This window comes from Sporosarcina sp. P19, from assembly GCF_002743165.1.
Lineage (GTDB): Bacteria > Bacillota > Bacilli > Bacillales_A > Planococcaceae > Sporosarcina > Sporosarcina ureae.
On sequence record NZ_PDYR01000003.1, the window covers coordinates 236341 to 258608 of the forward strand.

The window sequence follows — 22268 nt, forward strand, 5'->3', positions numbered from 1 at the left end:
GAGTACATGATGAAAAAATGCATATTTCTACTCATTATTCTCACTCTCTTCTTGTCGGGGTGCTGGGACAGAAGGGAATTAAATGAGCTGGGTATCACCATGGCATTAGGTATTGATAAAATAGAAAATGAGTATGTAGTAAGTGCTCAAGTGGTCGTACCTTCGGAAGTATCCATGAGGGCAAGTACGGGACGTTCAGCGGTCACTCTCTTCCAGGCAACGGGAGACACAGTATATGAAGCCTTTCGAAAAATGACAAAGAATTCCCCGCGAAAAATTTATCCGGGACATCTTCAAATACTGGTCATCAGCGAAGACCTGGCAAAAGAAGGAGTAGCTGAATCATTAGAGTTGCTGTCAAGGGATTGGGAGCTTCGATCAGACTTCTATGTAGTAGTTGCGAAGGATATAACTGCTTCTGAAGTATTGAATGTTACTACGGCAATAGAAAGTATTCCAGCCAATAAAATGTTTAATGCTCTTAAAGTATCAGAAAAAAACTGGGCCGGAACAGAAGGCGTTATATTAGATGAGCTAGTAACTAATCTTATAAGTGACGGAAAGGAAGCTGTGTTAACAGGGATTCAAGTATTTGGTAACAAAGAAACAGGATCGAGTAAACAGAATGTGGAATCGATTACTCCTTCTACGCAAATTCAATATGATTATTTAGCTGTGTTTAAAGAAGATCAGCTAGTCGGCTGGCTAACTGAAGAGGAAAGCAGAGGGTACTCGGATATCACCAACAATGTAAAAAAAACCGTAACCTCTATTTCTTGTCCTAAAGGGGGAAAAATCGCTATAGAGATTCTTTATTTTAATTCTACAATTAAAGGCACTATAAACAAAGGAGAACCTGAGGTGGATGTCAAAATTCAGGTAGAAGGTAATGTAGGGGAGGTACAATGTTCAATCGATCTTACGAAACCAGAAACAATTGATGAGCTACAGGTAATTTTTGAAAAAGAAGTGAAAGAAACTATAGAACAGACAATAGATTCAGTACAAAAGCAATACAAATCAGACATTTTCGGATTTGGTGAGGCCATTCATCGATCCAATCCTAAAGAGTGGAAAAAGATGAAAGAACATTGGGATGAAAAATTTTCAGATTTGACCGTGAATGTTCATGTTGATATGAAACCCCTTCGTACCGGTACAGTAAGTAATTCCTTCTTAGAAAAAATAAAGGACTAATACATCATGCTAAAAAGTATAGGAATACTCTTGTTAGCAGCTGCCATTCTGTGGTTTGAAGTTCCCTCACTCTTGGATAAAAAATATAAGAAAGAATTGCTCGTTTTTTCAATTCTTCTAGCAATTGGAGTAGTGCTGGGCATAATACTTGCTTTTGGAGTAACTATTCCGTCCCCATTGGACTTACTAACTTTTTTGTTTACACTGCTAACTGACCTTATTGCTCCATTGTTAAAGTAAAGAACCATATGGAGGGAAAGGTAGGATATTACATGCAAAATATTAAAATTAATCCATATCAATTTCTAGTTTTGGTAATTTTTTTTACTGTCGGTACAGGTATCTTAATTGTCCCGTCAGCTTTAGCTGCTGAAGCGAAGCAAGACGCTTGGATTGCCGCTATAATTGGTATAGGAATCAATTTATTGGTCATATGGCTATTTATCACTATAGCTCTTTGGTTCCCTCATCTCAACTATATCCAAGTTAATGAAAAACTATTTGGAAAATGGATAGGTAAAACCGTTTCTGTACTATTTGTAATCATGGCTACTTTTTATACTTCTAGCCTTTTGTATTATTCCGCGACATTTGTAGCGACCAATATTATGCCAAATACTCCTTTGGTAGCTCTCCATATTCTTATGATAGGAATTGTCGTCATGGGAATCCGTCTTGGATTGGAAACAATCGCTCGTTCTGCAGAAATCCTCATTGTTGTTTTCATTGTCCTATTCCTCATTTTAGTGGGGTTTATTTCTCCACAAATCAAGTTTGAAAACTTACAGCCTGTATTTGAGGTAGGTACAAAAATGATCTTTCAATCAAGTACTTATTTTGTTACTTCATCTTCTGTCAATGCAATTGTTTTATTAATGATCTTCCCTGCTTTGATCAACAAAATGAAACAAGCTAAAAAATACTTTTTCATTGGTCACTTAATAGGCGGGTTCTTCATCTTCATACTTACATTTTTGAGTGTTTCGGTATTAGGTGCTGAGGATACGGCAAGACAAATTTATCCAGGTTATGAATTAGCCAAAAGGATAAGTGTTGGGGATTTCGTACAGCGAATTGAAGGATTAATGGGTTCGCTTTGGTTTATTGCTCTCTATTTTAAGACGGTTCTTTATTTTTACGCTTCCGTTTTAGGGATTACACAAATTTTAAATTTGAGAGACTACCGCCCCTTAACATTGCCGTTGGGAATGCTTGCCGTGATCCTCGCTCTCGTGATCTATCCGAACGTCGTGTACCAAAAAGTAGTGGAACAATCGATTGAAATATTCTTTTCCGTATTTATTGGACTTTTCTTACCTCTTGTACTCACTATCGTCTATGCTTTTCGAAAAAACAAGTTAAAACAGGAACCCGACAGCTCTTAGAATGAATTTACTTACTAATCGAACGTAACTTATGTAGCAATCCAGCTGATCTTCTAATGGAAGTTCACTGGATTTTATTATTGTTCGTGAAAACTTAGTGATTTATGATTTACTTTGCGATTCCACTTCCATCTCTCTTCCAGTTTATAATGCACGATGCACCAAACGTTTCCCCGCTTCTACATGTCCCACATACACTGGAAACTGCACTATGCGCTTTCGATACTCATACAAACTTTCCTCTATCCCCGATTCCACAAATGTTAATAAATTCGGCATCAACCGGTCTGCGTGTGTGACCTTTACACCGGTCTCACGAAATGTTTCGCTATGTAACTGATAAGCGTCTGCTTCTTTCTTACCGAGATAAAACGCATACCAATTCGGTTGCTTACTTTCCACCACAAAGAGCTTGATCTCGCCAATACATAGCGTGTTTTCTTTCATCGATTGCTGGATCGCTTCTTGGTCGAACTCGATCTCTTTCAGTTTTTCACTATCTTCGTCCATGCGGAGCTTTCGATTCGTGATCGCCCAGAAGATGCTGTGGGCGGTTAGAGATATGTCGGTGTCCACTGCGTAATCGAATAGTTCTTCAACTGTGATCATAGGTACACTCTCCTTTTTTGGGGTACCAGGTCCCCGGAGTATTCAGAATTGTTCGGGGACCTGGCACCGTCACCGATGTGTCACCGAATCGATGACAGTCGGCCGTTGTCTTTGTTGTAATACACCGTGAAGCCGCCAACTGGACCGTTGCGATGTTTAGCGACCGTAATTTCAAGATGGTTTTTGAGCTCTGATTCCTGATCGTAGTAATCTTCTCTGTAGAGGAAGCACACGACATCTGCGTCTTGTTCGATGTTGCCGGAGTCTCGTAGGTCGCTCATCATCGGTTGCTTGTCTTGTCGTTGTTCGACTGCTCTCGAAAGCTGAGACAGTACGACAACAGGACAGTTAAATTCTTTGGCCATCGTTTTTAGGTCTGCGCTAATTTGGCCGATCGCTTGGTTTTGATTATTCGTTGTTTCTTCCGGTCGAATGATTTGCAAGTAATCAACGAAGATAATCGGTCGTTTGTCAGGTTGTTCCCTGATGATTTTGCGGGCAGTGGCTTTTATTTGGCTCACTTTTATTCCGCTTCTGTCGTCAATACGGATTTTAGCGCTTTGCAGGTGCTCAAGTGCTGTCATCCACGTATCTTTCTGTGTGTTGTCGAAGTGTTTATATGGATCGCGCATCTTTAATCGACTGTATCCACCCGCAACTGATATCAGACGGTCGGTCATCGTTTTACGGCTCATTTCTAGAGAAAAGACGATCGGTAAATGATCGTTTAATCCGGCAGTTAGTGCGAGATGATTGAGTGTATCCGTCTTCCCCATAGAGGGTCTTGCGGCGATGACAATGAATTCACTGTCTTGGAATCCGTTCAGCAGATAATCCATCGGCTGTAAGCCTGTACTAATTCCTGTCATGTCCGGTCCTTGGATGAATGGGCGTTCGTACTGACTCACGAGGTATTCGTCAAGTAACAGAGTTTCATCAGACGTATGACCGGTATCCAATTCATCTAACGCTTTGACAACTTCATTCTTCTCCCATTGTTCGTTCTGTGCTGACTGGAGGATTCTCGCTGTCTCCAGTTTCTCCCACTTAGAAATGATGATTTCTAAATACTCGTCAAAGCGTGTTGGGTTGGCGAAGCGACGTAGTTCAGATACGTAATTGGCCCCACCAAGTTCTGCTGGTTCACGTGTCGATAGCAATGTGATGAAGTCGATCGAGCGTCGGTTGTTAGCTAATTCTTTCATGGTCAGATAAATGTTTTTGTGCAGTTGTTTCTCAAAAAATGCTGTCTGAATTCCACTGTCGAGTACCAAATAGTTTTCTTCCATCATCGTACCGAGAAGACTTTTTTCTACTAGTTCACTATTCATACATGTTCATCCCCTTTAGTAAAATCTAGCACTGGCAGAACGAGCAAGCGTTTTTTCGATTTCTGCACTACAGCTAGTTCATTGATATAGTTTTCGAAATTGGTTGCGCTAAATAATGTCGACGGCCGCAGAAAGCGGTTGAATTCAGCGTGGTTCATCCACTGTGACACTTTGAGATCGATGACTTTCATAAAGTCCTCTTGCGTATAGCCCTCTTTCACTCTGCCAGCGATCATCTTCTTAGTAGCTGCTGAAGTGGCCTTGAAGTGTTTTCCAGTTTTATCATTCAGATACTGAATCACAATATGTGCGACGTCGAGATTCATCTCGACTTGGTCTTTATTCTTTATTTTTAAAGATTCTTTAAGTTCTTTGGTTATTGGCTTGCCCAATTCCGCCACGTGGACTTGCTTAACTTCGACAGGTGCACATGGCGCTTCTGAGCAAGTGACTTGCTCAAGTTCGAACGTACTTGCTGGTAATTTGGTGTAGTCGATTCGATACCATTTCGTGTTGTCGATCTTCATCCGGTTATGATGATGTGCAGAAATGAGATAGCCCTTTTCTTCAAGATCATAAATAATACGTCTAATCGTGTTCGACGACCAAAACGTAAATTCTTTTGTCCAGTCACTATACGTTTTATAGATCCACCTATGGCCATCCCGAACATTCTTAGATATGAGCGAGCGGAAATGCACTTGTTGCATAACCAAGGCCCCGTTAATACCTACTAAGTGCACAAGCGACGGTAGTAGCGGTATCGGCTCTTCATCAATTAATAATTTCATTTGGTTGATCCCCCTGGAGATAAGTTGTAGATGAGTGCTCACTTTGCACTTCTCATACTCCATATAGAGAGTTTTTTAGAAAAGGATACTCATTTTAAAAATTAATTTTAAATACGTTAAAAAAGGGGAGAAGTTTAGCACTCCAACCCCTGTAAATTATGTACTTTTACACACACATCGCATAATTGATTTTATAGCATTTCGACGTAAAGTCTGGTCTGCCGGTCATGACGTTGAGATAGCCTATGTTTTCAAGTATTGCTTCATAGCTATTTCGCGCATATCCAATTCCCCCTCGATTTAAATTGCTCGCTTCATAGGTTATATAGAGTAATTTCTGTTTATCGATACACACTCATTGAAACTTACTACTATTGGATTGATCTATCATCATGTTTCGTAATACTTTTTAATTTTCTAATAGTGATTTTGGATATCTTTGGTATAATTATGTAGAAGTATGAAAATCAAGTGGTGTTCAACCATCATGTCCATTTATAGAATGATTACGATAAATAACGGGTGTTTAAAGAAAGAGGAGGGATTTTGTGTTCTGGTTAAGATTTGGGGTAATTATAGTATGCGTTTTTGCTGTTAATTCACTACTTAAGGTTCTTCTGAGGAAGCTACTTAAAATTGAAAAAGTAAAAAAAGAGTTTTTTTCTTATAATCACATAAATGAATTACATCGTAAAATAGATAAAAGCTTGCGTGTTTTTTCTACGATTAGCCTAATCACTCTATATTCTGTTCTACTTTTTTATTATGAAGATTTCATTTATCTGTTTATCTTCGCGATCATGGCTTTTACGATACTAGATTATATAATCAGTGCATTTTTCGAATGGAAGTATACACTCTATCCAAAACAATCGATTCTGACGATAACCGAAATGCTAGTAATAGTAGTAGCCACCATCATCGTTGTTCAATTTAACTTACTTGGCCTCTATTGAACGAAACGATGGATCTACGAATAAACAAAAAGTACCTGTGTGAGAAACTAAAATGAAAGTTTCCTACACAGGCACTTTTTTACAACCAATCATGTATGCTTTTCACACAAGCACTCATCGTAAGGTGTCCGTTTCCTTCAGCCGGCACAGCACATCAGCGACCATGCCATTACTCGCATATTGTGCGAGCGCTCCTGCCGCGAACCGTTCTTCTCGGACCATGTGGGTCAGCAACGCCTTGAGCACTTTCATGTCCGCAATGGGAATAGCCTCTGCCATTTGTTCAACAGTGGAGATACCCGCCGCTTCGAGCGTGTCCGGATAGTGGGTATCTGTCCAGTCCAGCTCATGATAGTCTCTAAGAAATTCATTCAGGCCCTGTTCGTATTCTACATGAAACAGCGATCCTTCTGTTATGAAGCTCCCAGGTTTCCGTTCAGCCGCCTGTTCGAAATAAGGTAGATGCTGATACAGCTTCCACCATCTTGTCATACGATTTCCTCCTTCGATGCTGATGCCTTTGTAACACTCCGCTCGAGACTTGTCTTAAGCACTCCGCCATCACCGTCCGAGCACATCCAAATTCAACAGGTTCTCCGGCTTCTTGCCTTCGAGCCCAGCCGTCAGGTTATCCGCAGCAAGCTGCGCCATCGCCACTTCCGTTTCATACGTCGAGGAGCCGATATGCGGCAAGGTGACGACGTTTTTCATCTGCAACAGCGGATTACTAGGGTCGACGGGTTCCTGTGCGAACACGTCGAGGCCAGCTGCGGCAATTTCGTTTTTCTGTAGTGCATCGATCAGGTCTTCCTCTACGACAGTGCCGCCGCGCGAGATGTTGAGGAAGATGGCGGACGACTTCATAAGACGGAACTGCTCACTGCCGATCATGCCCCGCGTTTCTTCGGTCAGTGGGGTAACGAGGCAGACATAGTCAGATTCTTTCAGCAGGTTCTCAAGGCTTCGGTAGGATGTATCGAACCGCTCCTCTGCTTCCGGCTTCTTCGTTCTCGTATGGTACAGGATATCCATATCGAAGCCGAACCGCGCGCGTTTGGCAATGGCATTACCGATGCGCCCCATCCCGATGATACCGAGCGTCTTATGATGAACGTCCATGCCATACCAATCATTCGTCAGGAGCCCTTTCCATAAGCCCTGTTTGACATAGCCATCGAGTTCGGGCAGCCTCCGAGCCGTCGCGAGCATCAGTCCCATCGCCATATCGGCCACTGTGTCGTCGAGCACGCCAGGCGTATTTGTCCCCATGATGCCGCGCTTCGTCAGCTCGGCAAGGTGAAGATTGTTGTAGCCGACTGAGACGTTGCTAATGATTTTCAAATTGGGCGCTTTGTCGAGCATCGCTGCGTTCCCGGGAAATCCGAACCCAATCACGCCTTCCGCTTCACGCAGGAACTCGAGGAAATCGGTGTCGTGCTCTGGATTTTCGAACAGCCGCACGTCATAGTCCTCCATGAGCCGGTCATACACCGGTTGCTCCAGCCACTGGTAAGCGAGTATTTTCTTCATGTACATTCCTCCTTTAGGTTGTTGCATACTGCCAGTATACCTGAATAGACTTTGAAAATTCAAAATCGAAAAGTACCTATGTGAGAATTGTATCGGGACCTGGTACCTCAAATCCAGAATGTGTGGCTCTTGTTCTCACCTCACTTGTGATGCCGTATGACTCGGTGAGTTTTGCATACATTGGCAGTGTCTTTACTCAATGAAAAATGCCCAGCAGTTAGCTGAGCACTTCTCGGAAGGATTATCTATGTAATTCACAATCTAGTAACTCGTGCGAGTAAGCACAACAGATGTTAACTTCTCAGTCCACGACCTTTTTCAATCAAATACCAATTGATTCCATAAAGTACAATGATAAAGGTAATCGAAATGACAATAGAGAATATAATTGGAACATCGATTACACCGAGAATCCCGAATCGGAATCCCGAAATCATATAAACAATCGGATTGAACTGTGATATAACCTGCCAAAATGGAGGTAACATCGAGATGGCAAAAAACACACCACCTAAATAAGTCAACGGCTGAAGAATGAACGTAGGTACAATAGACACATCGTCAAATGACTTGGCAAAAATACCGTTCAACAGGCCTGCCAAAGAGAACAAAATAGCCGTCATCAAAAACGTCAAGATAACTATGCTCCACGAGTGGACTTGCATTGGAACGAAAAACAGAGAGATAATTGTGACCAATATCCCTACGAGAATACTTCTTCCTATTCCTCCAATTACAAAGCCCCAGATAATAATATGAGTCGGTACAGGGGCAACTAATAGTTCTTCAATGTTCTTTTGAAACTTTTGCGAGAAAAATGATGATGAGACATTTGAGTAGGAACTGGTGATGACTGACATCATGATCAATCCTGGGACAATAAATTCCATGTAAGAGAATCCGTCCATTTCGCCAATCCGTTTACCAATCAAATTCCCGAAGATGATAAAGTACAAAGTAGTTGTGATGACTGGCGGGACCAATGTTTGGACCCAGATTCTTAAATAGCGGTTCGTTTCTTTGACCGATAAACCTTTTAATGCTGTTAAATATAATTTAAACATGTACATCCTCCACTACGCAGTTTCTTCTGTAAGCTTTAAAAATAACTCTTCTAATCGATTGGACTTGTTGCGCATAGATAACACTTTAATCCCTTGTTCTGTCAATTGGTTGAACACTTCGTTGATTCCTTGATCACGCGCTACCTCTACAGAAAGAGATCCATCGTCCATGAGTTCACTGGTATAACCTTTGATCACTGGCACCCGTCCTGAAGATTCGATATCTAAAATAATTGTTTCATACTGGAGCTTAGCCAGCAATGATTTCATACTAGTATCTTCAATCAGCTGCCCTTTTTGAATGATCCCTATGTTGCGACACAACATCTCCGCTTCTTCCAAGTAATGTGTTGTTAGAATAATCGTCGTACCGTTTGCATTCAATTCTTTAAGAAACATCCACATCTCTCGTCTCAATTCAATGTCTACACCAGCTGTAGGCTCATCAAGAATAAGTAAGCTCGGTTCATGCATCAAAGCACGAGAGATCATCAGTCGACGTTTCATTCCTCCAGAAAGCATCTGCGCCTGAACATTTCGTTTCTCCCATAAATCAGACTGCTTTAAGTATTTTTCGCTACGCTTTAGTGCCTCTTTCCTTGACACACCGTAATAGCCCGCCTGATTCACTACAATCTGCTGGACCGTTTCAAAAGGACTGAAGTTGAATTCTTGAGGGACCAAACCGATCTGCAGCTTGGCTTGCATTAAGTGCGTGTCCATATCATAGCCGAAGACATTAACTTTTCCTGATGTTTTATTGACGAGGGAGGTCACAATCCCGATAGTTGTAGATTTGCCGGCACCATTAGGACCCAAAAGAGCGTAAAAATCCCCTTCTTCCACTTTCAAATCGATGCCACGCAAAGCCTCGACACCACCAGCATAGACTTTTTTCAGATCTTTAATTTCTAATGCGTATGTCATTCTTATTATCTCCTCACGATCTTTTTAATCAGCTGCATGTAAATATCCATTTGCCAGTATACCATTCCTATATTAAAGGTACCAGGTTCCAGCACCAGTCTGAATGGTGTTAAAACCTAGTACTGTCAATAAAAATAAACTCAATAAAAAGTACCCGCCACCGATACGATTATCGAAAGCGGGTACTTTATTGGAGTAACATTTAGTAATTAAGAGATAAATAATAGAACAGTTGTAAAGAAGAAATACCATCTAAAGCTATCGGGATATCTCCGTTCTGTACTAGATGGTTTTTCTGTAAGAACTATTATTTTTTATTGTGATCTACCTTCACAAACACGAGTAATACCCATAGAAGCGGCTACTCCAACAAACAAAGTCGCTTCTATTGGAGAATATTCTCTTTGAAATTGATTATTCTGTTTTTCGAGTAGCACTTTTATTAAATGCATAATAGGCGGTACCAGCTATAAACAATCCTGTACTGAGCCACATCGTTATGCCGTTCCATTCCCCTTTTGATAACGTAATATTTGCGAGATTGAGAAGATGTATGGCTATAAGGAATAGATATAATCCAGTCGTCGTCTTCATTATTTCATACCTCCAACACATAACTTTTGCGTAATCTGAACACTATCTCTTATTGAAAAATCCTTTAATTAATTCATGTTATTCTTACCTTTGAGGCATCGTGTACGTCACAGAAGCACCGGCACTCTCTTCAATCCTACTAAATATTTCTTCAAGAATCTCTATTGCTCTTTCATTAGATTCATATTTACCCATACTTTTATTCCATTGATCCAAAAGACTACTTTCAATAAATCCTACGATATGTTTTCCTTTTACAGAGACATCTCTTACATTCATCAAGCTTTGTTTATTTTGTGTAAGTATCCATAACATATAATCATTCATCCTTCCTGCCCAAACTTCTCGCCTTCATTAGTAATCCCCATTATGATTTAACAGTTCATCTTCTACAACTGCACCAGTTTGCTTGGGAGTCTTTGTATTCTTACAACCTGTCTCATCCCCAATTATTTTGGAAGTATTTAATCACTTGTTTTAAGTTGATATGAAGGAACTAATACATGATCAACGAAGACTTTACAGTGGATACTAAAAAAACCACCCAAAGTCACTTTTATGCTCTTTGATTCATTTTCTTTATTCCTAATACGCCCATTTAAAGTCCCTCTAAATGCTAAGCCTAAATTTTCATCTTGCAATTCTCCATCTACATACAACTTCTCGCCTGTAAACCATCTATTCTCAACTTGTATTCGATGACCCTCATATATAGCTTCAAATACCTTCTTCATTCCGTCACCCCTATATTAGTCTTTGTCCGGTTATATAATAACTGCTTATTCTACGAATACATCCATTAACTATATTACTTTCCTTTTTCTCCTTAATTTATGTACGGATGAATGCCCTATAGGTTTCATTAAATTAAATGGCTCGATTACTGAAAAACACAGATCCTTCATTTTATAATCGCATTCAATAAAGGGATAACCTTCGGAAAACGTGTATATGATATAACCGGACATGTTCCGGAGGGCGATGAACCACTCCCCAACTGCAAAGATAGCCCCTACTACTTTTCAAGTGCCGGGTCCCAAAACAATTCTGAATAGTTCCGGGGACCTGGCACCTCGATTAACTATCGATTCATCGCTATTTTCACCCAGACAACGTATAATAGGAGATCCAGAAGAATCTATTTTTTCTTTAGTTAAAAAAAGAGGTGCAATTAAGTGAAAAAGATCGAAACAGCATTACCTGAGCAGTATGAAGCATTAAAAAAACAGGCCAATTATACGTCTAGTTGGCGAGAGCGTTTGGAAGCAGTCAACATATTATCGGATTATAACCATGACAAAGTCATAGATTTATTAAAAAATCGTATGCAGCATGATACTGTCCACCAAGTGCAATTAGCGGCCTATGAAGCACTTTTGGCGTTTGGCGAAGACGTGGAGAAACCATCACTTGCACGTTTTGATATTATCAAAAACACAGACAAGATCTTCCTTCGCGTGAAAAAGAGCTTGCCGAAGGACCATACTGTGGCAGACTTTGCGGATAAACTAAAACGTATGCGTTTGGATGTCTTTGATGCATATGAAGGCGACAAAGGCGTAGAATTTATGAATTGGTTAGAGGAACGTTGGGCAAAGTTGTAATCTGGAACTTTTATGAAAGAAAGCCATTTTCTCCGTTTGTGGAGAGAATGGCTTTTTATCTTACGGTGCGGTTCTTCGAAACTAATAGTATTATCGAATGAAGTTTCACCGTAGACACTAAAAGAACCACGGATATAATATATTTTCTAAATTGTAAATATCCATTTTATAAGACTATTAACTTTTAACCTCTTTTATATATTCCCAGATTTCACCGTTATCATTTGATTGATAAAGTGCACTACTATTACCATTATAATCACCATCTGATCCTTGCCCAACTAACATATTAAGAACCCCATCTTGCTCAAAGGGCAGACCTGGAAAATCAAAAGGTTTTATAGATTGTCCACTATCTAACTTCATTTCCTGAATGACATAACTTACCTCTTCGAAGGATATCCCTCCATCATTTGTACGATATAGTACTCCCTCAGTACCAGAAGGTCTTGCTGCCCTTAAGAATCCAATTTCATCATTAATAAAAGTTATTCCTGCTGCACTACCAACTGTTCCATTGAATGGATTTTGATTTATGACTGTCCAAGTTTCACCACCGTCACTGGTCTTTCTGAGTGAATACAAAGTACTTCCTAATGCTTTATCCGTAACATGTTATATATCCCACTTCTTTTGAGAGATAAAACTGTTCATTGGTATTAGGTATCTTTTGCCGATCACCTTCAAAACCATCTTGATATTGAGTTTTATTTGACTGACTCCAATCTGGGTCACCAATTAAATGATATCTAGCAGGTAGTATCTCTTTCTCTTTTCCAGGGACAAAAATAGATACCGTATATCCGATTATTTCAGATGTGAGTTTTGTAGGAGTCTGCTTCATACCATTCTCATCGATGTGAATAATCCCCTCAGTATTGTAGCCCCAATTTCTCTTCCCGTAATACACTACTCCATACTTACCTTCATTCCACATACCAACTGTCTGCTTAACTGGAATAACTTTAACCGTTCTTATTAAAGGCTCCACTAGTTTGCCCTCATCATAATCGGCATGTAGATATCCGTTTACTCTTATAGTAATAGTGGACGCTTTATTTTGATCATAAGTGATTAGAAAACTTTCCTCCTTCTCATCAGCGTTTTTCCCATAAACAAATGTATCGAAAGATGTGATTGTTCCATCCGGATTAAATTCAAGATAAAAATCACTTTCCATATATAATTTCTTCGGCAAAGCATATTCTTTATTTATATCTGTAAAAAATCCCTTCTACTCCATCCACATATATATTGTTATGTTCAAATTCAACTGAAACTTCATTTTTTAATCTATCAATAAACCAAGCTAGTTCGCCTCCGAAATTGGTTGCGCTTTGATAAATCTTCATTCCATAAAATGATGTTATGACTATCATAATTACAACAGAAACATATTTCCATGCCTTTAAATGAATCCATTTGTTGGGTTGAGGTTCTTTACCTTTCACAATTTTTATTGCAGAAAATGCAATGATAGAAATTAAAGATACTGTAGATACGAATAAAATAGAAACAGTATGATCTATTTTTCCATACATGCAGAGTGAAGCTAGTTCATAAAAAAAAATCCAATATACAAGTATGAATAGTAGATTTGTTAATAATGATAGCAATATCTTTTTCGGATTCCCTCTAAATATGTAAACCACTCCTAACCAAAGTTCGTAATCACTTCTACTTACTTTGAGGATACTTTATCTTGGAAAATCTTTGTCTAGTAGACTATTGATAGAAGCAGCCGAAATCCTTATTGAATAATCGCCCCTGATTATTGAAGATCGTAATTAAAGTAAAGCCCCTTTACCTCAATTACACTATTTCACTATATTTAAAGGATAAACCTTTTTCTTCTAATGAAGACCTCATAATAGGTAGGGAAGCTGGTCCAATTCCATGGATTTTCAGAATTTCTTTTTCGGTGTACTTTGAGAGTTTTTGCAAAGTATCGATCCCCCCATGAACTAAGGCATTTCTAGCTGGTGAACTTAGTTTCGAAAGGAAGCCACTTTCAGGTTTATTCTCTTTATCGCAAGTAGGGCAACTTTTGCAGTCACTAATTTTGTAAAACCTATGTCCTTTTTCACACACCCTTAATTCTTTTTCAGCTTTCAAAATAACCACTCCCAATATATATTGATTCAATGTTAACATATTATTTTTCTATACTTAGTTATACAACCCCATAAAAACGCTGAATGTCCCTATTAAAGAAACTTACTTCTTCTGTTTATATGTACTTCTTTATAATATCCCTTAACGTTACTTAAGAACATAGCCCGATTACTGAATAGGCTGCAAATCTCTTATACAAGATTCGCCCCCGATAAATTAATAAGAAATTTATCTTTCTATTTCTAACTCCTTCGGCATCATGCTCATATCCATGTACAACACATTCCAACGGTGACCACCTAAATCAGCAAAACCGCACCCGTACATCCAACCTTGGTTCTCTGAGGGCTTACCAAAAATTGTGCCTCCAGCCATTAACGCCCTCTTTGCTATTTCATCTACTTCTTCTTTACTCTCTGCATCAATAGAAAACAATACTTCAGTAGCTTGTTTTGTATCGACTATTTCATGTTTTGTGAATTTTTTAAAAACCGAAACAGGAAATAGCATTACGGCAGCATTATTCTCTCCAATGACTAATTGAACTTGATCGCTAGTACCAGGTAGTGTATTCGTCGGAAATCCAAGTTTGCTATAAAACTCTTTTGATTTATTTGTATCTTTAACTGGCAAGTTGACCCAAAAATTTCTCATCATTGTTATTTCTACTTTTTAATTTACTTTTACTTTCCAATATATTTTTCAGGAAGATATAAAACTCCTTCTTTCACTAACTGTACCCAATTGCCGAGTGAATTAACTGAAGTGATTCCAAAATCCTTCTTTTATGCGACGTGCTACTAGTAGTTATTCACTCTTTTCCATAACCGCAAAATAATTTTGTTCGCTATCGGCAAAATTAAATACCTTTCCCGAAGGCATATTTATAATTTCTCCGACTGTGATATTTTTATTTGACAGGGTGCTATGCAACTTATCAAGATCTTCCGAGAAAAACATTAATGAAGGTGTGCCAAGATTCAATTCTGGTTGCATTTTAGAAATTATTCCCTTATTGTGAAGTATAATGCTTGTTTCGGCTTCCTTTGTTGGTGCTATTTCAATCCATCTCATTCCTTGACCGTTATCTTCATCTGATATTAGGATAAACCCTACTTTTTCTATCCAAAAATCCACTGCTTCATCTTGGTTATTAACATACAACATAATTTGACCGATCTTATTAATCATTTTCTTCTCCCCTTATCAATAATTTACCGCTTATATTTATTGTTAGATTCAATTTGATATTTATACAATCTGTTGGACCTATTACTAAAAGAGCACAAATCCTTCATGGTACAATCGCATCCGATAAAGGGATAGTCTTCGGAAAACGTTGATGTATGATGTAGCAGGACGCGTTCCGATGGCCGGTCAACCATAACCCAACCGCAAAGATCGGCTTCTCAGGTAGCAGGTCCTGAAATGACTTTGAAAAGCGCCATAATTCGGCGCTTGATTACAGGCACTCAATTGTAGTGAATTAACAAGAATACAGTTCCATTATTTTGTCTTCGGTTAATGTATTTAAGGTCCTCATATCAACAAAATAAGGTAACTGCCATTGCTGTGTTCTCGTCGCTTGTTTACTAGTGGGACTATCCCAGCTTGGATACACTCTTATTGCCATTTTTCCTTTTGTTGAACTGGATCTAAGAATATTCTGTTTGAACATCACTTCCTTTGGGAAAATGAATTGTCCAAACTCGTGTTCACCTTTAAAAGTAGTGATCACGAACAAATCAGGTGCTTCCTCATATGAATAGGGCTGATTCTTATTGTTATCATCCTTTTCCCAAAACGCAACAAACTGCCCTACTTTACCAGGTGTTATATTCGCTACTCTGAATCGAACTGTTCTAGAAGATATTTGAAATGTACCAGCCCCATACTTAGCATTTTGTTTTTCTTCATACACCGAATTTAAAAGTAAATTATTTGGCTCATACATCATTTCGCTAATATAGGTTAATGCTCTATAAAAATCTTTCATTGTTTTACTCCTCGAACTCGTTATTTTTTACAATATTATCCTGATAAATATAGTTACTAGCATAACACCCTTCTTTCAATTGTAGGGTTCGGTTCATTCGATAACTTGTTTTACACCTTAAAAGGCTGGAAATAATCCTAGTTGTTCACTTCACGAACGCGTCTTTTTGTAATCAGGTGCCAGTTTCTTGAGAAAAAGTACCTGTGTGTAAAACAAGCATTCACGAAATTTTCGTGCACAGGCACCTTTAATTTTATTGGAATCAACATCAAATCCATCATTCTAAATGAGTACAAAGAAGGCCATCTGAATGATTTCTCAATCAGATGGCCTTCTGCTATACCTATATTGTACGGGAACTACTACTCCAATTTCATGTATAAACTTAATAGTTACGGCATCTGGTACTTTGAATCAATACAGTGGCGTCAAATACGGATTCTTCGGCTCCTCGATTTCATCGACTTGCTCCGCCCGTACGGAAGCCATCCTCTGATCGTGATAGACCAATTCTTCTATCGTCCCGGTCACCTCGATCCACGTGTCATCCTGGAGCGACCCGAACTGTTCGCCCAACGCAATGGTGCCGAATACGCTGGCATCGGCGACACAGCAATTCATCGCATAGCGAGCTACGATGATCTGGTCTTCGGCGAAGTCCGGCTCGCGGTAGACAAAGCCTTTGATGGAGACAGTTTTGCCGGTGAAATCGTCCAGAAAAAAGTTGATCAGATAGCTCACATCTAGATAGTTTTCATCCGTTATTTCAATATGGTCCATGGCTGAATATTCCTTAAGCTGGTCGCCGTAGATGGCCATGATGTCCGAGTCGGCGTCCGCCTCCGTGGTGCCTTCTTCGTCGCTGACGCTGTTCGCCCCTTCTACCCCGCCGTATTCACTGTCCGTCTGTGCGATGCCCGGCGTATTGTACAACCCGCCGCCATATTGGACACCCCTGTTGGAGGCGACCGTGCTGTCGACGGCCTTCTCGGGTAGCCCTAGACCGAGGACGACGGGCAGGATGAACAGCAGATAGATGCAGGTCTTGGTAATGAAAGAGCCTTTCATCTGATGGTCGACCCCGCAGTTGCATTCCATATCTTCCTTCAGTTTCGGCGACAGGCTCTTGAATAAGAGAAAGATCCCGATAATTAGGAAGCAGCCCCCGGCAAAATAGACGAATGGCAACATTTTAGGCGCGATATAGAGCTGAATCGTATCATTCACGACGAATTTTACGATGAGCAAGGAGAAGCCAAGGAAGATGATGGCCCTCAGGAACATGTGGAATTGCAGTGAAGCGTTCGTTTTCCTGTTTCTTATGAGTTTCATTCCTCCCTATATCAGAAAATAATGGACCAGCATCACTGAACTGAATGTGACGGCGGTGATGGTGATCATCAATATGAGTACGAATCTGGTCTTAAAATAGGCAAAGTACAGCAGAGTGTTCTTCAGGTCGAGCAGCGGTCCGAACACTAGAAACGCCAGCAGGGAAGTCGTCGAGAATTGATTGGAGAAGGAGGACGCCACAAATGCGTCGGCTTCCGAGCAAAGGGACAGGATGAACGCCAGGCCCATCATGATTCCAGTCGCCCCCGCTTCCGTCGATGTCAGCGCAACGAGCATCGTCCGGTCCAGGAAGACATTGACGATACTTGCCAGGAAAGCGCCAAATATCAGGTATTTCCCCATGTCAAAGAATTCATCGCTCGCATGATAAAACGTCTGCTTGACCTTACTGGTCCTGACGGTTTTCCGGATACCCGCCGCGCCGGTCAGACCGTCCTTCGTCCATCTCAGCTGGTTGGTGCTCCCAAACAGCCGGTAGATAATGAAGCCAATGACGATCGACAAGGTAAAGCCGAGTCCCATACGGAAGTACAGTACGGACAGATCTTGTTGGAACGCATAGTAGGTGGAGGCGGCAACGATCGGATTCAGGATGGGCGCTGACATCATGAGGACGACGCCGAAATGGAGCGGCATCCCTTTCTTAATGAGCCTGCGCACTACCGGGATGATGGCGCATTCGCAGACAGGCAGCACCGCACCGAGGAGAGCCGCTGAAATTAAGCCGATATAGGCATGTTTCGGCAGCACCTTCCGCAAGGTTTCCTCCGAAACGAACATCTGGATGAACGCCGACGTGAACACACCAAGGAGGACGAACGGGAACGCCTCCAGCAGGATACTGATGAAAATGGTGTTCACGTGCAACCATTGGTCGGGAACTATGATACCGAAGTACTCAAGCACTTCGGTGTTGTAAAGGAATAGCATAACGAATACGAGAAAAGCCAGTATTCCGATTATATCTCTCATTATAGTTACCATCTATCGCGTCACATCCTCCTTTTTGATCGGTTTGGTGATGGCGGCGTGTTCATTTGCTATATGGGTGGAAGGTGGTCATGGGACGGAATCCGCTTTCGCGTGTTCTAGGAGTCTCCGGTTCATTGCTTCCACTTGCAGACCTTCGCCGATCAGGATGATGACCGGTTCACGGCCATCTTCCTTCATGCGTTCCAAACTTAGCTCCCCCGAGGAAAACTGGATGAGATAGGTGCCCGGTTCATTCAGCAGACGGACGAGCCCTTTTCCTCTAAGGACGTCCAGCGGCAGCTGTTCAATCCACCGAATGAGAGTTTCACGGGTCATAGCCGGCACGTCTTGTATACGAATGGAACGGATGACGGCTTGATGGTGACTGTGCACTCGGTCGGATGCTTGTGCGTGCGGTCCAAACAATGTGTACCTCCTCCTGAACAATTGTGTGCTATCCAATTTGCCGAACGCGGTGCGGAAGACAGGTGTGTCTGGATGCAGCAGGTTTTCCATCTTTTTCTCGACCTTTGCGAGTACCGATGGTTTTGCTAGGTCAGTTTTGTTGACGACAACCATCTTGGCGCTTGTCATTTGATCCTGCAGCAATTGGCGGATTTCCCTGCTGCTGGCAAAGCGGTTCCGGTATTCGAGGAATTTGCTTGCGTCCACCACGCTGATCATGGAATACAGATCAAATAATTCCCGAAATTCCGCACTGATGAGCGTTCGTTCTATCGCCAGTGGATTCGCCACGCCTGTCCCTTCGATGAGGAGTATATTTATCGGCTCGGCCGCGATGGAGCGGAGCGTTTCTTGAAGACCGTCCTGCATCGTGCAGCAAATGCAGCCGTCTAGCAGCTGTTTCAGATTCTGTCCTTCGAAATAGTCTTCCTCTATATTTTTCTCTCCCAATTCATTCAGGATGATCCCCGCTTTCCAACCGTTCCGCTTGCATTCTTCCATCATCGCAAGCAAAATCGTCGTTTTTCCACTGCCGAGAAATCCATTAATCGTATATACCGGTATCTTCATTTTCTTCTCCCCTTCTGCCTAATTGTTTTGCCGCAAGTGCGTTAATCGGAATGATTACGATTTGAAAATCGCCGTCTTTCCACTATAGCACCCACTATACGCAGCAGGCGGAGGGAATATGAACGGAGTATGAAAACATGCGGGGAATAACTTACTCGCCGCTTATCGCAACGAGCAGGATAAAGCGCTTCATGCCGGCCACCGAAGAGGTGTCGGTTTTGGACAAGTGGACTGCTTCACTTCAACAGGCGCATTTGCAATTCTAGGCAAGCGGTCTGTCCAATTTCGAACGCGCTTGTGCCGAATCGTGTGTGACGACCACAACGAAAATTCTTTCGTCCAGTCCTCATATGTGTTATGAGTCCATCTATGGCCGTCCAGGATGTTTTTCGAGATGAGTGTGCGGCAATGCAGTTAAATGTCTTTGAAGTTAATACTTTACGAAAAAACCAAAGTCTACTCGTCTATCTACTATAGCTAGGATTTTCACCATAAGATCGTTTGAACGTAAAGATGTTGCACTTTTTCACTCCTTTATAAAGTATGGACTCAAATATGCGATTCTTAGACTAACACCGAGCGCTACTGAAAAAGCAGTTAATACGTTGAGATCATCTTTAAAAATGATATTACTTAGTATACAAATAACGAAAAGAATTAAAAAATATTTCAAAAATTTAATATGACATTTTCTCAAATTCTTGTCTCCCCATTCACCTTGCCCAGCGCTAAACTGTAATTATTGGATCAGCACTCACTAATCACTTTTTAGCGTTATTGAAATATTCTTCCCTTCGTAGAAGGCATGACCCAAACTTTATATCGATCCTCTATTGAGTTATCTGTAATCACTCTGAATTCTTCTATCGCAGCAAGTCTAAAAGCTAATCCATACGCTATTTTATAATCACACGTGTCATAGCCATCGTACAGTTTTGCATACATTTCATTTGCTATGGAATCGGCCCAAACATCTGCTTCGAACAAGCTATCAAATATACTATTTTCTATTTTCCATTTAAGCGTCATCTTTCAACCTCCGATCCAGGCAAAGTACTTCTACAGAAACCACACCTGATGACCTTATTACTTAATTAATGTTGCAATATTACATACCTAGCAATTAGTCACTTAATTTTAATTCATAATGATAGAATTGTGTATCGCGCTCATACCCGTTTTTCTCATAAAGTTTTTGAGCCGCGTAGTTATCCGCTGCTGTCTCTAAAACAATGCTTTTTGCGCCTATTTCATGTACATAGTCTTTTGCTTTTTGTAAAAGCGTTTGACCAATTCCTAGCTTCCGAGCTTTTGGATCTACAAACATATCGTTCAGTATCCAGGCTTTTTTTCATAGTCCACGCGGTATGCATCGAATAAATTTGCTACACCTTCCAAGTCCTCAATCGTAGTTTGATATACTTCCATTTGAATTCCCCTAGTCATTTTTACATTTCCGTTTTGTATGTCGATTGTATATTCATTATTCCTTGAAATGACCTGCAAGTTGATTATTGTTTCTTGATCCACCAGGCATCCTTTTCTATTAAGAACTTGTGGTACCATCATCTTAATCTTGTTGTCCAGAATTTCCATCTGTATATTTAACAATTACTTCAATTATTATGTCATCAACTATTATTTCATAATGAGATTGTTTTTTGCTGGAAAGTTTACTCCTCGTAATAGAGTGGTTGTACAAAGATTGTTTTTAAATATTCATTAAAGCAGTTCTATCTTATCTCTAATCCGTTGTGGTACTCCCCAAAATGATAAACAAAATCTTTTTTCAAAATGACAGGATTAAGAATTGAATTACAGACAGAGGAGGTTGTCTCCTTTATGTATATTAATAATCTCTGTGTTATGATAGCAGGATAAATTAAATATTGTCGGTGGAAGAGGAATAAGTCTCCAAACCGCAAATTAAATATATAAAAAGAGGAGGAATCATAAAGTGATTATTCATCCAATCAAAGCTTTTTCTGATAATTATATATGGTGTATTCAAGAAGGAACAGAGGCAGTTGTGGTGGATCCAGGAAAAGCGAGTGGTGTCCTTGATTTCTTAGAAGAAAAGCAGCTTCGTTTAGCGGCCATTCTTTTAACTCATATGCATGAAGATCACATTGGCGGGGTACGGGAGATTCTGGCAAGTCATCCCGAAAGTCTTGTGTATGGACCGAAAGAGACGGAAGGTTTGGTGACTAGTGTGGTAAAGGAAAGAGACTCCTTTAACTTATTGAATCAAACTTTCCAAGTCTATGAATCAGGTGGTCATACGCATGGCCATATTAGTTTTTTAATGGGGAATAATCTCTTCTGCGGGGATGCTTTGTTTTCGGCAGGATGCGGTCGGGTTTTTACCGGCGATTATCAAGCTCAATATGGAACGTTGCAGAAATTTAAGCGCTTGGATGATAATATACATGTTTATCCCGGTCACGAGTATACCGAAACTAATTTACGTTTTGCATACGAAATGCAGCCAGATAATAAAGAAATCTCCAAATCATTGGAAGTTGTCCAGGAATTGCGTGCTAAAGAACAGCCAACGCTCCCGACAACGATCGGCAAGGAGAAGGAGATTAACCTCTTTCTGCAAGCGGAAACAGTGGAAGACTTTATCGAATTGCGTAACGCCCGTGATGACTTTTAGAACAATGGACTTTATTCAATCGCATAAAGTGTACTGATATAGTATCTATGATAAGATAAGGTCAATAAAATGATGGAGGATGATAGTAATGAACCAAGTACTCGTTGAAATTTGTTTACGTGTTAGAGATATTGATGCTACTTTAGATTT

General features: G+C 40.5%; 25 protein-coding genes and 1 pseudogene. 5 read left to right on the plus strand and 21 right to left on the minus strand.

What is annotated here, in order from left to right:
- Window positions 1-6 precede the first annotated feature (6 nt).
- A complete protein-coding gene (locus CSV74_RS05950; protein WP_233190801.1) occupies window positions 7-1197 on the plus strand; it encodes a Ger(x)C family spore germination protein in 1191 nt (396 codons plus the stop codon).
- A gap of 272 nt (window positions 1198-1469) precedes the next feature.
- The gene (locus CSV74_RS05960; RefSeq protein WP_099690957.1) at window positions 1470-2582 is read left to right on the plus strand and encodes a GerAB/ArcD/ProY family transporter; all 1113 of its coding nucleotides are present in this window, start codon (window positions 1470-1472) and stop codon (window positions 2580-2582) included.
- Window positions 2583-2726: 144 nt separating this feature from the next.
- Here the strand turns inward: CSV74_RS05960 and CSV74_RS05965 are convergent, their stop codons facing one another.
- The 3 genes from CSV74_RS05965 to CSV74_RS05975 form a co-directional block, all read right to left on the minus strand.
- The gene (locus CSV74_RS05965) at window positions 2727-3191 is read right to left on the minus strand and encodes a hypothetical protein (RefSeq protein WP_099690958.1); all 465 of its coding nucleotides are present in this window, start codon (window positions 3189-3191) and stop codon (window positions 2727-2729) included.
- Between the two features lie 80 nt (window positions 3192-3271).
- The gene (locus CSV74_RS05970) at window positions 3272-4522 is read right to left on the minus strand and encodes a replicative DNA helicase (protein ID WP_099690959.1); all 1251 of its coding nucleotides are present in this window, start codon (window positions 4520-4522) and stop codon (window positions 3272-3274) included.
- Window positions 4519-5313 (minus strand): conserved phage C-terminal domain-containing protein, encoded by a 795-nt coding sequence (locus tag CSV74_RS05975; RefSeq protein WP_158231761.1) that lies wholly within the window; start codon window positions 5311-5313, stop codon window positions 4519-4521. Before CSV74_RS05975 ends, CSV74_RS05970 begins: the two co-directional genes overlap by 4 nt.
- A gap of 548 nt (window positions 5314-5861) precedes the next feature.
- Here CSV74_RS05975 and CSV74_RS05980 point away from each other — a divergent pair.
- Entirely contained in the window at window positions 5862-6269 is a 408-nt protein-coding gene (locus tag CSV74_RS05980) for a DUF4181 domain-containing protein (protein ID WP_099690961.1), read from the plus strand.
- A 114-nt stretch (window positions 6270-6383) separates the two neighbouring features.
- Here the strand turns inward: CSV74_RS05980 and CSV74_RS05985 are convergent, their stop codons facing one another.
- From CSV74_RS05985 to CSV74_RS06015, 7 genes are all read right to left on the minus strand, one after another.
- Entirely contained in the window at window positions 6384-6761 is a 378-nt protein-coding gene (locus tag CSV74_RS05985) for a DUF6508 domain-containing protein (RefSeq protein WP_099690962.1), read from the minus strand.
- Between the two features lie 69 nt (window positions 6762-6830).
- Entirely contained in the window at window positions 6831-7805 is a 975-nt protein-coding gene (locus CSV74_RS05990) for a 2-hydroxyacid dehydrogenase (RefSeq protein ID WP_199170319.1), read from the minus strand.
- A gap of 287 nt (window positions 7806-8092) precedes the next feature.
- Window positions 8093-8863, minus strand: coding sequence for an ABC transporter permease (locus CSV74_RS05995; protein ID WP_099690964.1), 771 nt, complete (start codon window positions 8861-8863; stop codon window positions 8093-8095).
- A gap of 12 nt (window positions 8864-8875) precedes the next feature.
- Window positions 8876-9790 carry an ABC transporter ATP-binding protein gene (locus CSV74_RS06000; protein WP_099690965.1) on the minus strand — a complete coding sequence of 305 codons (915 nt, stop codon included), beginning with the start codon at window positions 9788-9790 and terminating at the stop codon, window positions 8876-8878.
- 414 nt (window positions 9791-10204) lie between these two features.
- A complete protein-coding gene (locus CSV74_RS06005) occupies window positions 10205-10384 on the minus strand; it encodes a hypothetical protein (RefSeq protein ID WP_099690966.1) in 180 nt (59 codons plus the stop codon).
- Between the two features lie 84 nt (window positions 10385-10468).
- Complete coding sequence (locus CSV74_RS06010; protein ID WP_099677220.1) at window positions 10469-10699, minus strand: hypothetical protein; 231 nt, start codon at window positions 10697-10699, stop codon at window positions 10469-10471.
- Between the two features lie 149 nt (window positions 10700-10848).
- Window positions 10849-11118: a hypothetical protein gene (locus CSV74_RS06015; protein WP_099690967.1), complete on the minus strand. Its 270-nt coding sequence runs from the start codon at window positions 11116-11118 to the stop codon at window positions 10849-10851.
- Between the two features lie 441 nt (window positions 11119-11559).
- Between CSV74_RS06015 and CSV74_RS06025 the strand changes: the two genes are divergently transcribed.
- Complete coding sequence (locus CSV74_RS06025; RefSeq protein WP_099690969.1) at window positions 11560-11988, plus strand: HEAT repeat domain-containing protein; 429 nt, start codon at window positions 11560-11562, stop codon at window positions 11986-11988.
- 177 nt (window positions 11989-12165) lie between these two features.
- On the opposite strand, the pseudogene CSV74_RS06030 reads toward CSV74_RS06025, so the two are convergent.
- The 11 genes and pseudogenes from CSV74_RS06030 to CSV74_RS17120 all read right to left on the minus strand — a co-directional run bounded on the left by CSV74_RS06030 (window position 12166) and on the right by CSV74_RS17120 (window position 20989).
- A pseudogene (locus tag CSV74_RS06030) lies at window positions 12166-13640 on the minus strand (WD40/YVTN/BNR-like repeat-containing protein).
- Window positions 13641-13800: 160 nt separating this feature from the next.
- Window positions 13801-14103, minus strand: coding sequence for an RNA polymerase alpha subunit C-terminal domain-containing protein (locus CSV74_RS06035; protein ID WP_099690970.1), 303 nt, complete (start codon window positions 14101-14103; stop codon window positions 13801-13803).
- 228 nt (window positions 14104-14331) lie between these two features.
- Window positions 14332-14760, minus strand: a complete 429-nt coding sequence (locus CSV74_RS06040) for a VOC family protein (RefSeq protein ID WP_099690971.1) — start codon at window positions 14758-14760, stop codon at window positions 14332-14334.
- A 150-nt stretch (window positions 14761-14910) separates the two neighbouring features.
- Window positions 14911-15294, minus strand: a complete 384-nt coding sequence (locus CSV74_RS06045) for a VOC family protein (protein ID WP_099690972.1) — start codon at window positions 15292-15294, stop codon at window positions 14911-14913.
- Between the two features lie 295 nt (window positions 15295-15589).
- Window positions 15590-16099 carry a MepB family protein gene (locus CSV74_RS06050; protein WP_099690973.1) on the minus strand — a complete coding sequence of 170 codons (510 nt, stop codon included), beginning with the start codon at window positions 16097-16099 and terminating at the stop codon, window positions 15590-15592.
- Between the two features lie 414 nt (window positions 16100-16513).
- Complete coding sequence (locus CSV74_RS06055) at window positions 16514-17431, minus strand: TIGR03943 family putative permease subunit (RefSeq protein WP_099690974.1); 918 nt, start codon at window positions 17429-17431, stop codon at window positions 16514-16516.
- A gap of 6 nt (window positions 17432-17437) precedes the next feature.
- Window positions 17438-18424: a permease gene (locus CSV74_RS06060; RefSeq protein ID WP_233190803.1), complete on the minus strand. Its 987-nt coding sequence runs from the start codon at window positions 18422-18424 to the stop codon at window positions 17438-17440.
- A gap of 87 nt (window positions 18425-18511) precedes the next feature.
- On the minus strand, window positions 18512-19459 hold the full coding sequence (locus CSV74_RS06065; protein WP_099690976.1) for a CobW family GTP-binding protein: 948 nt from the start codon (window positions 19457-19459) through the stop codon (window positions 18512-18514).
- 774 nt (window positions 19460-20233) lie between these two features.
- Complete coding sequence (locus tag CSV74_RS06070; RefSeq protein WP_099690977.1) at window positions 20234-20488, minus strand: hypothetical protein; 255 nt, start codon at window positions 20486-20488, stop codon at window positions 20234-20236.
- Between the two features lie 94 nt (window positions 20489-20582).
- Entirely contained in the window at window positions 20583-20786 is a 204-nt protein-coding gene (locus tag CSV74_RS06075) for a GNAT family N-acetyltransferase (protein ID WP_369823688.1), read from the minus strand.
- Between the two features lie 5 nt (window positions 20787-20791).
- A complete protein-coding gene (locus CSV74_RS17120; RefSeq protein WP_369823689.1) occupies window positions 20792-20989 on the minus strand; it encodes a hypothetical protein in 198 nt (65 codons plus the stop codon).
- Window positions 20990-21416: 427 nt separating this feature from the next.
- Between CSV74_RS17120 and gloB the strand changes: the two genes are divergently transcribed.
- Window positions 21417-22118, plus strand: coding sequence for a hydroxyacylglutathione hydrolase (gloB, locus tag CSV74_RS06080; protein ID WP_099690978.1), 702 nt, complete (start codon window positions 21417-21419; stop codon window positions 22116-22118).
- Window positions 22119-22268: the final 150 nt, after the last annotated feature.